The sequence below is a fragment of the Microbacterium sp. NPDC056044 genome, from assembly GCF_042267145.1.
GTDB lineage: Bacteria > Actinomycetota > Actinomycetes > Actinomycetales > Microbacteriaceae > Microbacterium.
Genome location: NZ_JBHJWZ010000001.1, coordinates 146,889 through 159,905, shown reverse-complemented (window position 1 = coordinate 159,905; position 13,017 = coordinate 146,889). Strand labels below are relative to the sequence as shown.

At 70.8% G+C, this 13,017-nt stretch carries 10 protein-coding genes; 4 read left to right on the top strand and 6 right to left on the bottom strand.

Annotation, left to right across the window (positions count from 1 at the left end; all coding sequences use genetic code 11):
• The first annotated feature begins 111 nt into the window (after positions 1 to 111).
• Positions 112 to 3,135: an alpha-mannosidase gene (locus tag ACFC1I_RS00730; protein ID WP_376005829.1), complete on the top strand. Its 3,024-nt coding sequence runs from the start codon at positions 112 to 114 to the stop codon at positions 3,133 to 3,135.
• Positions 3,136 to 3,219: 84 nt separating this feature from the next.
• Here the strand turns inward: ACFC1I_RS00730 and rhaS are convergent, their stop codons facing one another.
• Genes rhaS through ACFC1I_RS00710 form a run of 4 tightly spaced genes read right to left on the bottom strand, consistent with a single transcriptional unit; the run spans position 3,220 to position 7,954 of the window.
• Positions 3,220 to 4,269: a rhamnose ABC transporter substrate-binding protein gene (gene rhaS, locus ACFC1I_RS00725; protein WP_376005827.1), complete on the bottom strand. Its 1,050-nt coding sequence runs from the start codon at positions 4,267 to 4,269 to the stop codon at positions 3,220 to 3,222.
• Positions 4,270 to 4,329: 60 nt separating this feature from the next.
• Entirely contained in the window at positions 4,330 to 5,388 is a 1,059-nt protein-coding gene (locus tag ACFC1I_RS00720; protein WP_376005825.1) for an ABC transporter permease, read from the bottom strand.
• Positions 5,385 to 6,422 carry an ABC transporter permease gene (locus ACFC1I_RS00715; RefSeq protein WP_376005824.1) on the bottom strand — a complete coding sequence of 346 codons (1,038 nt, stop codon included), beginning with the start codon at positions 6,420 to 6,422 and terminating at the stop codon, positions 5,385 to 5,387. The genes ACFC1I_RS00720 and ACFC1I_RS00715 overlap by 4 nt, the downstream gene beginning before the upstream one ends.
• Positions 6,419 to 7,954 (bottom strand): sugar ABC transporter ATP-binding protein, encoded by a 1,536-nt coding sequence (locus ACFC1I_RS00710; protein WP_376005822.1) that lies wholly within the window; start codon positions 7,952 to 7,954, stop codon positions 6,419 to 6,421. Before ACFC1I_RS00710 ends, ACFC1I_RS00715 begins: the two co-directional genes overlap by 4 nt.
• A 166-nt stretch (positions 7,955 to 8,120) precedes the next feature.
• Here ACFC1I_RS00710 and ACFC1I_RS00705 point away from each other — a divergent pair, with 166 nt between their 5' ends.
• Positions 8,121 to 9,134, top strand: a complete 1,014-nt coding sequence (locus ACFC1I_RS00705; RefSeq protein ID WP_376005820.1) for a LacI family DNA-binding transcriptional regulator — start codon at positions 8,121 to 8,123, stop codon at positions 9,132 to 9,134.
• 15 nt (positions 9,135 to 9,149) lie between these two features.
• Here ACFC1I_RS00705 and ACFC1I_RS00700 read toward each other — a convergent pair whose 3' ends face one another.
• Complete coding sequence (locus tag ACFC1I_RS00700; RefSeq protein WP_376005819.1) at positions 9,150 to 10,343, bottom strand: NADH:flavin oxidoreductase; 1,194 nt, start codon at positions 10,341 to 10,343, stop codon at positions 9,150 to 9,152.
• Positions 10,340 to 11,026 carry a TetR/AcrR family transcriptional regulator gene (locus ACFC1I_RS00695; RefSeq protein WP_376005817.1) on the bottom strand — a complete coding sequence of 229 codons (687 nt, stop codon included), beginning with the start codon at positions 11,024 to 11,026 and terminating at the stop codon, positions 10,340 to 10,342. Before ACFC1I_RS00695 ends, ACFC1I_RS00700 begins: the two co-directional genes overlap by 4 nt.
• A gap of 80 nt (positions 11,027 to 11,106) precedes the next feature.
• On the opposite strand from ACFC1I_RS00695, the gene ACFC1I_RS00690 reads away from it, so the two are divergent.
• Both ACFC1I_RS00690 and ACFC1I_RS00685 read left to right on the top strand, forming a co-directional pair.
• Positions 11,107 to 11,961: an SDR family oxidoreductase gene (locus ACFC1I_RS00690; protein WP_376005815.1), complete on the top strand. Its 855-nt coding sequence runs from the start codon at positions 11,107 to 11,109 to the stop codon at positions 11,959 to 11,961.
• Between the two features lie 35 nt (positions 11,962 to 11,996).
• Positions 11,997 to 12,989 (top strand): NADPH:quinone oxidoreductase family protein, encoded by a 993-nt coding sequence (locus tag ACFC1I_RS00685; protein WP_376005813.1) that lies wholly within the window; start codon positions 11,997 to 11,999, stop codon positions 12,987 to 12,989.
• The last annotated feature ends 28 nt before the right edge of the window (positions 12,990 to 13,017 follow it).

Sequence of the window (13,017 nt, the reverse complement as noted above, 5' to 3'; positions counted from 1 at the left end):
TACACCTTTGAAACCGGTTTACAGATGGTCTAGGTTTGCATGACGGCTCAGCGATGGGCAACCCGCGATCGACGACGACGGCGGCGACAGTCGCAAGTGAGGAATGCACAGATGCACGACGACCGGACGCGCGTGGAGGCACGGTTGAGGCGGTTCATCCGCGAGCGCCTCGAGCCGGCGGTGTACACCACGCAACAGCCGCTGACGGTCGCGCACTGGCAGGTGCCCGACGAGCCGGTGCCGTTCTCGCACGCTGTCGGGCAGCGCTACGAGCCGACGACAGACGGATGGACGTGGGGGCGGGCGTGGAGCTCGACGTGGTTCCGCCTGTCGGGAACGATTCCCCCGGGCTGGGATCCCGCCGCCACCGAGATCCTGTGCGATCTCGGCTTCACCGCCGGGCAGCCCGGGTTCCAGGCGGAGGGACTCGCGTACCGGCCCGACGGCAGCGTCGTCAAGGCGGTGTCGCCCCGCAGCCACCATCTCCCGTGCTCGGTCGACGACGCCGGCGAGCTGCTGCTCTACGTGGAGGCCGCGGCGAACCCCGACGTGGCGGGCGCTTACACCTTCGCGCCGACCGGGCTGGGAGACAAGGCGACCGCCGGCCCCGCACCGCTCTATTCGCTCGGGACCATCGCGTTCGCCCTCCGCGACCAGCAGGCCTGGGAGCTCCTCCAGGACGTGCGCACGCTCGATGGCCTGGCGCGGGAGCTGCCTGCCGACTCCACCCGCCGCAGCCGCATCCTGCACGGCCTCGATCGCATGCTCGACGCGATCGACCCCGACGACGTCGCCGCCACCGCGCCGGCCGCCCGTGCCCTCCTCGCCCCCTATCTCGCCGCGCCCGCGAACGCGTCCAGCCATCGGATCGTGGCCGTGGGCCACGCGCACATCGACTCCGCGTGGCTCTGGCCCGTGCGGGAGACCGTCCGCAAGGTCGCGCGCACCTTCTCCAACGCGCTCGACCTCATGGACCACCACCCCGGGTTCGTCTTCGCCGCCTCGTCGGCGCAGCAGTACGCGTGGCTGAAGGAGCACCACCCCGGCGTGTTCGCGCGCGTGCGCGAGCGGGTCCGCGACGGCCGGTTCGCGCCCGTCGGGGGCATGTGGGTCGAGTCCGACACCAACATGCCGGGCGGGGAGTCGATGATCCGGCAGTTCGCGCACGGCAAGCGGTTCTTCCACGAGGAGTTCGGTGTCGAGACCGAGGAGGTCTGGTTGCCGGACTCGTTCGGATACTCGGCGGCGCTCCCCCAGATCGTGCGGGGAACCGGGAACCGCTGGTTCCTGACGCAGAAGATGTCGTGGAATCAGGTGAACCGCCTCCCCCACCACACCTTCTGGTGGGAGGGGATCGACGGCACGCGCGTCTTCACGCACCTGCCGCCTGCCGACACCTACAACTCGCAGCTCACGCCCGACGAGCTGCTGCACGCCGAGCGCAACTTCCAGGAGGCGGGCACGGCGACGCTGTCGCTCGTGCCCTTCGGGTGGGGGGACGGCGGCGGCGGCCCCACGCGGGAGATGATCGCGGCGGCGGAGCGCTCACACGACCTCGAAGGTCTCCCCCGCGTCGAGATCGACACGCCTCGTCGTTTCTTCGAGCAGGCGGAGGCCGAGTACCCCGGCGCCCCGGTGTGGTCCGGAGAGATGTACCTCGAGCTGCACCGCGGCACGTTCACCTCGCAGGCGCGCACGAAACGCGGGAACCGCCGCAGCGAGCAGCTGCTGCACGAGGCAGAGCTGTGGGCGACCACGGCCGCCGTGCGCGCGGATACGCCGTACCCCGCCGCCGAGCTGCGGCGGATCTGGGAGCGGGTGCTGCTGCTGCAGTTCCACGACATCCTCCCCGGCAGCTCGATCGCATGGGTCCACCGCGAGGCGGAGCGCGACTACGCCGCCCTCGCCGACGAGCTGACCGCGCTGATCGATGCGAGCCTGGCCGCGCTGACCGGCGAGGGCGAGGCCGAGCTGGTCGCGAACGCCACCGCGATGACGGTCGACGGCGTTCCGGCGCTGGGCGTCGCCGCGCCGCGCGCGAGCACGCAGGCGGTGACCTGGCATCGCACGGCGGACGAAGCCGTGACGATCGACAACGGACGCGTACGCGCGGTGGTCGATGACCACGGCCGCATCGTGTCGCTCGTCGATGCTGCCACCGGCCGAGAGGCCGTCGCGCCGGGAGGAGCCGCCAACCGGCTCGTGCTGCACCGCGACACCCCGACCGAGTGGGACGCGTGGGACATCGACGACCACTACCGCCGCACCGCCACCCCGCTCGACACCGAGGCGCCCGAAGCCGTCGAGGTCGCAGCATCCGTCGACGGCACCGTCGTCGTGACCGTCGTCCGCGCGTTCGCGGGCTCCCGGCTCACGCAGCGCATCTCGCTCGCACCGGACTCGGCTGCGATCGACCTCGCGTTCGACATCGAATGGCGAGAGAGCCAGAAGCTCCTGAAGCTCTTCGCCGACCTCGACGTCCACGCCGACGACGTGCTGGCCGAGACCCAGTTCGGGTATGTGCGCCGCGCGACCCACGAGAACACGTCATGGGATGCTGCGCGCTTCGAGTTCTGCGCGCACCGCTGGGCCTACGTCGCCGAGCCCGGCTACGCCGTGGCGATCGCCAACGATTCGACGTACGGCCACGACGCGAGCCGGATGGTCCGCCGGGGCGGGGGTCGCGCGACGACGCTGGGGCTCTCGCTGCTGCGGGCACCGAGGTTCCCCGACCCCGCGGCGGACCAGGGGCATCACACCCTGCGCGTGTCGATCCGTCCGGGAGCGGGCATCCGCGATGCCGTGGCCGAGGGGCACCGCCTGAACCTCCCGCCTCGACGCGTGTCGGGCGCACGCGCCGTCGACCCGCTCTTCGACGTGGACGGCGCCGGGGTCGTCGCCGAGACCGTGAAGCTCGCCGACGACGGGTCCGGAGACGTGATCCTGCGGCTGTACGAGTCCACCGGCGGCCGCGGCACCGTCACGGTGTCGCCTCGATTCGACGCCGTCGCCGGCGTCCGCACGGATCTGCTCGAGCGCCCGGACGGAGAGCCGTCCGACACGCTGCCGGTGGTGCTGACGCTTCGTCCCTTCGAGATCGTGACGCTGCGGTTCTCGCGGGTTCGCGGCGGGTAGGCGGCGAGGTCGGCACGCCCGACGACAACAGGCAGGGGCCCGATACACGAAGGATCCGGCCCCTGCTGTGCGGGCGGCTGCGACTCAGAAGTCGAAGTCGCCGATGTTGTCCTTGTTGAACACGTAGGGCTCGCCCAGGAGCACGACGCCGTCGGCGCCGACCTCGTAGGAGCCGAGCTTGCCGGCCTCGAAGGTGTCGCCTTCCTTGCCGGTGATCTCCTCGGTGATGAGCGCCTGCGTGGCCCACGCGGCGAGGTAGCCCAGGTCCTCCGGGTTCCACAGCGCGAACGAGGTGACGGTGCCGTCCTCGACGTACTCGCGCATCTGGTTCGGGGTGCCGAGGCCGGTCAGCGCGACCTTGCCCTTGTACTCCGAGGTCGAGAGGTAGCGGGCCGCGGCGGCGATGCCGACCGTGGTGGGCGAGATGATGCCCTTGAGCTCCGGGTAGGTCTGCAGGAGCGCCGCGGTCTTGTCGAACGACGTCTGGTCGTCGTCGTCGCCGTACGCGACCTCGACCAGCTCGATGTTCGGGTGGTCGCTCACGAGGAGCTCCTTCATCGTCTCGATCCACGCGTTCTGGTTCGTCGCGTTGGCCGAGGCCGACAGGATCGCGATCTGACCGGCGTCGCCGATCTGCGTGGCGATCTCGTCGACCTGCACCTTGGCGATGCCGTCCGCGGTGGCCTGGTTGATGAACAGGTCACGGCAGTCCGCGTTGGTGTCGGAGTCGAACGTGACGACCTTCACACCCGCGTCGCGCGCCTCGTTCAGCGCGTCGCAGATGGCCTCGGGGTCGTTCGCCGACACGATGAGGCCGCCCGCGCCCTGCTGTGCCGCGGTCTGGATGTACTGCACCTGCGAGGTGGGCGACGCCTCCGACGGGCCGACCTCGTCGATCGTGCCGCCGAACTCGTCCGCCGCCTCCGTGGCGCCCTTGGTCGAGGTGTCGAAGTACGGGTTGCCGAGGTTCTTCGGCAGCATCGTGATCGACAGGTTGGCGTCGCCGCCGCCCTCGGTCGAGCCGCCGTTGCCGCCGGTGCCGCCGCCGGAGCAGCCCGTCGCGACGAGCGCCACACCCACGGTGAGCGCCGCCGCAGCGAGGGCCATGCGGCCCTTGCGCTGAAGTCCGAACATCCTTGTTTCCCTTCGTTGTGCAGGTGCTGTGCAGTGCTGCGAGGTGGTGGTTGCAGGTGGTTACGTGGCGTCTGTCGCCTCGCCCCGCCCTTTTCTCTTCCCGATGGCGGCGGCGCGTCTGCGCTGGAGCCAGGCGAGGAGGCTGGAGGACACCACGGAGAGGATGAGGAGCACTCCCGTGATGATGTTGATGACGTCGCTGGTGACGCCGGCCAGGCGCAGGGCCGAGCCGAGCACGCCGATGAGCAGCACGCCCGCGATGACGCCGTGCAGGGCGCCGCGACCGCCGAAGATCGAGACCCCGCCGAGCAGCACGGCCGCGATGACCTGGAGCTCCATGCCCATCGCGTTGTCGCCGCGGGCGTTGGAGTACAGCAGCGTGAAGTACACGCCGGCGAAGCCCGAGACGGCGCCCGAGAGGACGAACAGCAGGAACTTCGTGCGTCCCACGTCGATCCCCGAGAACGCGGCCGCCTCCTTGTTCATGCCGATCGCGTAGAGCGAGCGGCCGAACGGCGTGAAGTGCAGCACGATCGCGAACACGATCGCGAGCACCACGAACGGGATCATGATCATCGGGATGGGCGTCCCCGGGATGTTGGCCTTCGCGAGGTCGGTCCACTCCTCGGGGAAGTCGGTGATGGCCGTGGTGCCGAGGAGCCCGACCGCGATGCCGCGGAAGAGCGCCAGCGTGCCGATGGTGACGGCGAGCGACGGCAGGCCCACGACGGTGATGAGGAACCCGTTGAAGACGCCGGCCAGGGTGCCGGTCAGGATCGCGATCAGAGCCGCCGCCGGGAACGGCAGGCCGGCCTGCGTCAGGATGCCCGTCATCACGCTCGAGAGGCCGACGATGCTCGCCACCGAGAGGTCGATCTCCTCCGTGATGATGATGAGCGTCATCGGGAGGGCGATCAACAGGATCGGCGCGATGTCGCGCAGCAGGTACGTGACCGTGAGCGGGCTGTCGAAGTTCCGCACCGTCGCCGAGGCGACGATGATGACGAGGAGCAGGATGCCGATGATCGCGGCTTCCCGGGAGACGATCACACGTCGCCAGGCGGGGCGGGTGTGAGCCTTGTACACGCGCGTGGGCGCAGCATCCGTCATGGTGGTCATCTCGTCTCCTCCCGTTGTGCGATGAGTCGTCGGTGCTGGCGGACGGCCAGCACGCGGTCGAGCACGATCGCGCCGAGGATCAGCGCGCCGACCACGGCGCGCTGCCAGAAGTCGTCGATGCCGAGGATCGGCAGTGCCCGGTTGATCGTGAGCAGCAGGAACGCGCCGATGGCCGCACCCCACACGGTGCCGACGCCGCCCGAGATCGCGACGCCGCCGATCACGGCGGCACCGATCGCCTGCAGCTCCCACCCGAATCCGGCTGCGGAGCTGACCGTGCCGTAGCGCGCGGCGTAGAGCACGCCGGCGAGGCCCGACAGCGCCCCAGAGACCACGAATGCTGTGATGACGCGGCGGTTGACCTTGAGGCCGTACAGGTGGGCGGCCGCGGGGTCCGACCCGATCGCGTAGAACTCGCGACCGCCGCGGATGTTGCGCAGATACCAGGCGGCGACGACGAGCACGACGACGGCGATGATCGTGAGGATCGGGATGCCGAGGATCGAGTCCGTGCCGAGCCCGCGGAAGTCGCGGGGCAGGTCGGACGCGTTGATGCGGTCGCTGCCCGTCCACGCGACGTTGATGCCGCGGTAGATGTACATCGTGCCGAGCGTGATGACGAGGGCGGGGACGCGGGCGAACGCGACGAGCGCGCCGTTGATCGCACCCAGCAGGCCGCCGAGCAGCACGCCGCCGACGAAGACCCCGATGATCGGGATGCCGGGCACGTCGATGAACAGGCGTCCGGTCAGATAGGCCGAGAGGCCCACGATCGAGCCCACCGACAGGTCGACGTTGCGCGTGATGATCACGACGGCCGAGCCCACGGCCACGAGCAGCAGCAGCGACGGCGTGAGGAGCAGGTCGCGGAAGCCGTCGGACGAGAAGAGGAACGTCGGGTTGGCGATCGTCGCCGCCACGACCACGAGGAGCAGGGCGATCAGGATGCCCGTCTCGCGCGCGGTGGCGAGGTGGCGCACCAGCTTCGATGCCGCGCTCGTGCCGGGCGCGACGGGAGTCGTGGTGGTGCTCATCGGGCGGCCTCCGCATCGGCGGTCGCCGCGAACATCACGGCTTCGGGCGTCGCCGCCTCGCGCGAGAACTCGCCGGTGAGGCGCCCCTCGCGCATGACCAGGACACGGTCGGCCATGCCGAGAACCTCCGGGAGTTCGGACGAGATCATGAGGATCGCCTTGCCCTGCTGCGCGAGCTGGCTGAGGAGGCGATGCACTTCGGCCTTCGTGCCGACGTCGATGCCGCGCGTGGGCTCGTCGACGATGAGCACGGCAGGCTCGGTGGCGAGCCACTTGCCGAGCACCACCTTCTGCTGGTTGCCGCCCGACAGGGTGCCGGTCTCGGCGTCGAGCGCCGCGGTCTTCACCTCGAGGCGGCTGGCCCACACCTGCGCGGCGCGGTTCTCGAGTCCGCCCCAGATGAGGCCCCACTTGGCGAGCTTCGAGCGGATGGCGAGCGTGATGTTCCGCGAGACGCCGTCGTCGAGCACGAGGCCCTGCTTGCGGCGGTCCTCGGGGACGAGCGCGATGCCGCGGCTGGTCGCGAGGCGCGGGTTGCCCTTCGGGAGCGCCGAGCCGAGGAGCTTCACGGTGCCCGACTCGTAGGCGTCCACGCCGAAGACGGCGCGCGCGACCTCCGAGCGGCCGGCGCCGACCAGTCCCGCGAGCCCGACGATCTCGCCGGCGCGGAGGTCGAACGAGATGTCGCGGAACACGCCCTTGCGCGTGAGTCCTCGCACCTCGAGCACGGTCTCCCCCACCTCGGACGGCAGCTTCGGGAACAGCTCGGTGACGTCGCGGCCGACCATCTGTCGCACCAGCTCGTCGACCGTGGTGTCGGCGATCGGCGTGGTGTCGATGTACGAGCCGTCGCGCATGACGGTGACGGTGTCGCACAGGGCGAACACCTCGTCGAAGCGGTGCGAGATGAACAGCAGCGCCCGGCCCTCGTCACGGAGGCTCCGCGCTACGGCGAAGAGGCGCTCGACCTCGACGCCCGACAGGGCGGCGGTCGGCTCGTCCATGATGAGCACGCGGGCGTCGAGCGAGATCGCCTTCGCGATCTCGATGATCTGCTGGTCGGCGATCGACAGGCCCTCGGTGACGCGGTCCGGGTCGAGCGAGACGCCCAGGCGCTGGAAGATCTCGACGGCCTCGGTGCGCATCGCCTTGCGGTCGATACGGCCGATCCGGTTCGTGGGCTGGCGGCCCATGAAGATGTTCTCGGTCACCGACAGGTCGGGGAAGAGCGTCGGCTCCTGATAGATCACCGCGATCCCGGCGGCCTTGGACTGCGCCGTGCTCGTGAAGTCGACCGATTCGCCGTCGAGCAGGAACTCGCCGGCGTCGCGGCGGTACAGGCCGGCGACGATCTTGACGAGCGTCGACTTGCCGGCGCCGTTCTCGCCGATCAGCGCGTGGATCGATCCGGCGTCCAGCGTCAGGCTTCCGGAGCGGAGCGCGACGACAGGGCCGAAGGACTTGACCACGCGCTTCAGTTCGAGTGCGGGCGGGGGCGCGGGTGGCGCGGCGGGTGCGACATCGGCTGCCACGGCATCCTCCTCGTCGAGGTGAATTGGTGTTCCTGAAAGTTCCTGAATCGATTCAGGTCAAGTTCAGGCTACTCTAAAGTTCGGAGGCGATTCGGGTCAAGTCACCCTTCCACGGTGACCGAATCGTGACCAGACGTACAGTCCCGACGAAGAAGTGGAGGCCGACGTGCCGGTGAGCATCCGCGATGTCGCGCAACGCGCAGGAGTCTCGGTCGGCACGGTCTCGAACGTTCTGAATCGCCCAGGCGAGGTGTCGGCCGAGTCCGCCGACCGCGTCACGCGTGCGATCGAAGAGCTCGGCTACGTGCGCAACGATGCGGCCCGCAAACTGCGCGCCGGTGTCAGCACGACAGTCGGCTTCGTCGTGCTCGACGGGCAGAACCCGTTCTACAGCGACGTCGTGCGCGGCGCTGAGGATGAGGCGACGAGCCACGGCATCGCGATCCTCTACGGCAACACCGACGAGGACCATCGCCGCGAGCGCCTCTACCTCGACCTGTTCGAGGAGCAGCAGGTGCGGGGGCTCCTCATCGCCCCCTACGGCGACGTCACGTCGCGCCTGAAGCGCTTGCATGACCGTGGTATCGCCACAGTGCTCGTGGACCGCTTCAGCGGCGACGGCCGCTTCTCGTCGGTGTCGGTCGACAGCGTCGCCGGCGGGCGCCTGGCCGTCGAGCACCTCATCGAGGGCGGGCGCCGGCGCATCGCCTTCGTGGGCGGGCCGTTCGACATCCGCCAGGTGAACGACCGCCTCGCCGGCGCGCGCGTGGCCGCCGAGAACGCCGGCGACCACGTCGACATCGAGGTGGTCGCGACCGCCGCGATGACCGTCGAGCAGGGGGTCGCCGCGGGCGCCCGCATCATCTCGCGACCCCGCCGCGAGTGGCCCGATGCGCTCTTCGCCGCGAACGATCTGCTGGCCCTCGGCCTGCTGCAGTCGCTCGTGATGGATGGACGGATGCTGGTACCCGACGACATCGCCATCATCGGGTTCGACGACATCGCCTTCGCGGCCGCGGCTGCCGTGCCGCTGTCGTCCATCCGCCAGCCGAGCCGCATGATCGGACGCACGGCGCTGCGCATCGTGCTCGAGGAGGCCGCCGATCCCACGAGCGTCCCACGCCAGACGGTGTTCCCCCCGGAGCTCGTCGTGCGGCGCTCGACCGCCTTCCTGCGGTGAGCGCCGCCGCGACTTTCAGCGTGTGACGGGCGCCGCTCCCGCGACGAGCGGGCACCGGGTGCCCGTGAAGATGCTGGCCGCGCACAGGTTGCAGTGGATGCATGTCGAGCGCGCGCCGGCGTCGCGGCCGATGCGCTGGATGAGGTCGGGCTCGCGCAGCAGCGCCCGTGCCATCGCGACGTACTCGAAGCCGTCGCGCATGGCCGCCTGCATCGCGTCCAGCTCGGTGATGCCGCCGAGGAGCACCAGCGGCATCGACAGCGCCTCGCGGAACTGCCGCGCGTAGTCGAGGAAGTACATCGGCTCGTACGGGTACTTCTGGAACACCGCCCAGCCGAACATCTTCATGCCGAGCTTGATGATCGGCTTCTGCGTCGCCGCCATCTCGGCGAGCGGGATGTCGCCGCGGAAGAGGTACATCGGGTTGAGCAGCGACGACCCGCCGGTCAGCTCGAGCGCGTCGAGGTGCCCGTCGGCCTCGACCAGCCGGGCGAACGAGAGCGACTCGTCGAGCCACAGCCCGCCCTTCACTCCGTCGGCCATGTTCATCTTGGCGAGCACGGCGATCTGCCCGTCGGCCGCCTCGCGCACGGCCTCGAGGATCATGCGCGGGAACCGCGCGCGGTTCTCGAGCGAGCCACCGAATTCGTCCGTGCGCTTGTTGATGTTGGGGCTCAGGAACGAGCTCGCGAGGTAGTTGTGCCCGACGTGCACCTCGACCGCGTCGAACCCCACGTCGATCGCGTGCCGGGTGGCCTCGGCGTGCTGGCGCACGATCCGCCGGATGTCGTCGACGGTGGCCTTGCGGTCGATGCCCATGGCGAGGGCGTTGGGACGCCGCGACGGGGCGAGCGACGGCAGGCCCGTCGAACGGGAGTTCGCCACGGGTCCGGCGTGGCCGATCTGGGCGGACACCTTCGCGCCGGTCGCGTGCACGGCGTCGGTCAGCTCGCGCAGGCCCGCGAGCGCCTCGGGGCGCCAGTAGACCTGGCCGAATTCGGTGCGCCCCTCCGGCGCGACGGCGAGGTACGCGACCGTCGTCATGCCCACGCCGCCCGCACCGACCTTGACGTGGAAGTCGATGAGCCTGTCGGTGACGAGCGCGTCGGGCGTCATGCCCTCGAAGGTCGCGGACTTGATGACGCGGTTGCGGAGCGTCACCGGGCCGAGCTGCGCCGGTGCGAGCGGGTCGGGGATGGTCTGGGTCATGGCGTGTTCTCCTGTGTGCGGGTGCCGGCCGCGTCTTCTGCGACGGGGCCGGGTTCGGGTTCGCCGCCGTCGTCGGCGGTGGGGGCATGCACGTCGAGCCACCGGAGCATCCGGTCGACGGCACGGTCGGGGTCTTCGCGCGAGCCGTCCTCGGCCCAGTCGGCGAGGGCGGCGAAGGCGGCCGCCTGGTAGGCGGTCGCGAGCGCGTGGCAGATCGCGGGCGGCGCATCGGGGTTGCGGTGCGCGATGAACACCGCGATCGCCCCGGTCCAGGGCGCATAGGCGCGCGGTGCCGCGACCATCAGGTCCGGCTCGTTCGCGACGACGGCGAGCCAGTCGGGCGCCGCGCGGAAGATCTGCTCGGAGTGGGTGACCGAGTCGACGATGGCGCGGCGGAGGGCCTCCCCGGTGGGCACGTCGTCGGGCATCGCGGCCAGGCTGATCGCGAGGCGCTGGGCCGCAGCATCCACTCCCGTCCACGGGATCTCGGCACGACTGCCGAAGTGGCGCATCAGCGTGCGGACGCTCACGCCCGTCGCCTCGGCGATGTCCTTCCAGCCGGTGGTGCGGTAGCCGCGCTCGCGCCACAGCGCGATCGCGGTCTCGGCGATGCGGTCGGCGTCGATGACGCTCGGCCTGCCACGGCCCCGGCCGCCCGTCTCGTCGGCGATCTCGTCGGACATGTGGCTTATTCGACCATTTTTGGCGTAATGTGTCAATAAACAGGCTTCGACAGTCGTGGACAGGATGAGGAGGCGCCCTGATGGGTGTGTACGCGGTCACAGGTTCAGCGTCGGGCATGGGCGCGGAGGTCGCCGAGAAGCTCCGCGCGCAGGGTCACACCGTCATCGGCGTCGACATCAAGGCCGCCGACGTCGTCGCCGACCTCTCCACCGCCGAGGGTCGCAAGGCGGCGGTCGACGGGGTGCTCGCCGCGTCGGGCGGAACGCTCGACGGCGTCGTCCTCGCGGCGGGACTGGGCCCGGCACCGGGCGCCGAGCGCCCGCGCCTCATCGTCGAGGTGAACTACTTCGGCGTCGTCGAGCTGCTCGACGGCTGGCACGACGCACTGGCCAGGGCCGACCGCGCGAAGGTCGTGGTCTTCGCGTCGAACGCGACCACGACCACGCCCGCCGTACCCGGCCGCGCGATCCGCGCGATGCTCGCCGGCGACTCGGCGAAGGCCGTCAAGGCGACGCGCCTCTTCGGCAAGAACGCCCCCGCCATGGCGTACGGCGCGTCGAAGATCGCGGTGAGCCGCTGGGTGCGCCGCCAGGCCGTGACCGCCCGCTGGGCGGGTGCCGGTATCCGCCTGAACGCGCTCGCGCCGGGCGCGATCCTCACGCCGCTCCTCGAGAAGCAGCTCGCGACGCCGGCCGAGGCGAAGGCGATCCGCTCGTTCCCGGTGCCGATCGGCGGCTTCGGCGCGGCCGGCCAGCTCGCCGACTGGGTGGTCTTCATGCTGTCGGACGCGGCGGACTTCCTCTGCGGCAGCATCGTGTTCGTCGACGGCGGATCGGACGCCTGGTTCCGCGCCGACGACTGGCCCCGCGCCGTGCCGGCGCGGCGCGTTCCCTGGTACCTCAAGCGCATGCGGGCCTTCGCCGAGCGAGCGTGACACGCAGTGCACCACCGGGCGGCCAGAATGGACGGATGCCCCTTCCTCGCCTGATGCGCGCCGTGCGCAACGTCGACAACACCGGACCCGCGGGACTGCAGGTCACGGAGGTCCCGGTCCCCGCACCCGCCGCCGATCAGGCGCTCGTCGAGGTGCACTGCGCCGGCGTCACCTTCCCGGACGTGCTGCAGACCCGCGGCGACTACCAGCTGCGCATTCCGCTGCCGTTCACGATCGGCTGCGAGTTCGCGGGCGTGGTCGTGGCCGCGGGGCCTGACGCCGGCGTCGTGCCCGGTCAGCGCGTCGCCGCGATCGGCGCGTCGGGGGCGTTCGCCGAGTACGCCCTCGTCGGCCACAAGCAGGTGCTGCCGCTTCCCGACGAGCTTTCGTTCGAGGATGCCGCGGCCCTGCCGATGAACGTGCTCACGGCCGATTTCGCGCTGGCGCACCGCGGCGGCCTGCGCGCCGGTGAGACGGTCCTCGTGCACGGCGCCGCCGGCGGCCTCGGCACCGCCCTCGTGCAGCGGGCGAAGCTCGTGTCGGCGCGCGTGATCGCCGTCGTGTCGTCGGACGAGAGGGCCACCGTGGCGCGTGCCGCCGGTGCCGACGAGACGATCGCGCCGGACGGGTTCCTCGAGGCGGTGCGCGCGCTCACCGGCGGCCGGGGCGTCGACGTCGTCGCGGATCCCGTGGGCGGCGACCGCTTCACCGACTCGCTGCGCAGCCTCGCCACCGACGGACGCCTGCTCGTGCTCGGCTTCACCGGGCGCAGCATCCCGACCGTCAAGGTCAACCGCCTGCTGCTGACGAACACCGCCGTCATCGGCGTCGCGTGGGGCGGGCTCATGGCGACCGGCGCCATCTCGCCGCGCGACCAGTGGGAGTCGCTCGGCGACGCGGTCGGCACCGGGGCGTTCCGCCCGCCGGCGACGACCGTTCACGCACTCGCCGACACGCCCACCGCGGTCGCCAGCCTCGACGACCGCAGCGCCGTCGGCAAGCTCATCATCCGGATGCGCGAGGACTGAGCCCCCGCCGGGGCCCGTTCCGCGCGCC

Bases quoted from the DNA above. Each gene is read 5' to 3' on its own strand.
- ACFC1I_RS00700 (WP_376005819.1), bottom strand. From the start codon at position 10,343: ATGACCCAGACCATCCCCGACCCGCTCGCACCGGCGCAGCTCGGCCCG.
- ACFC1I_RS00730 (WP_376005829.1), top strand. From the start codon at position 112: ATGCACGACGACCGGACGCGCGTGGAGGCACGGTTGAGGCGGTTCATC.
- ACFC1I_RS00720 (WP_376005825.1), bottom strand. From the start codon at position 5,388: ATGACCACCATGACGGATGCTGCGCCCACGCGCGTGTACAAGGCTCAC.
- rhaS (WP_376005827.1), bottom strand. From the start codon at position 4,269: ATGTTCGGACTTCAGCGCAAGGGCCGCATGGCCCTCGCTGCGGCGGCG.
- ACFC1I_RS00685 (WP_376005813.1), top strand. From the start codon at position 11,997: ATGCCCCTTCCTCGCCTGATGCGCGCCGTGCGCAACGTCGACAACACC.
- ACFC1I_RS00715 (WP_376005824.1), bottom strand. From the start codon at position 6,422: ATGAGCACCACCACGACTCCCGTCGCGCCCGGCACGAGCGCGGCATCG.
- ACFC1I_RS00690 (WP_376005815.1), top strand. From the start codon at position 11,107: ATGGGTGTGTACGCGGTCACAGGTTCAGCGTCGGGCATGGGCGCGGAG.
- ACFC1I_RS00695 (WP_376005817.1), bottom strand. From the start codon at position 11,026: ATGTCCGACGAGATCGCCGACGAGACGGGCGGCCGGGGCCGTGGCAGG.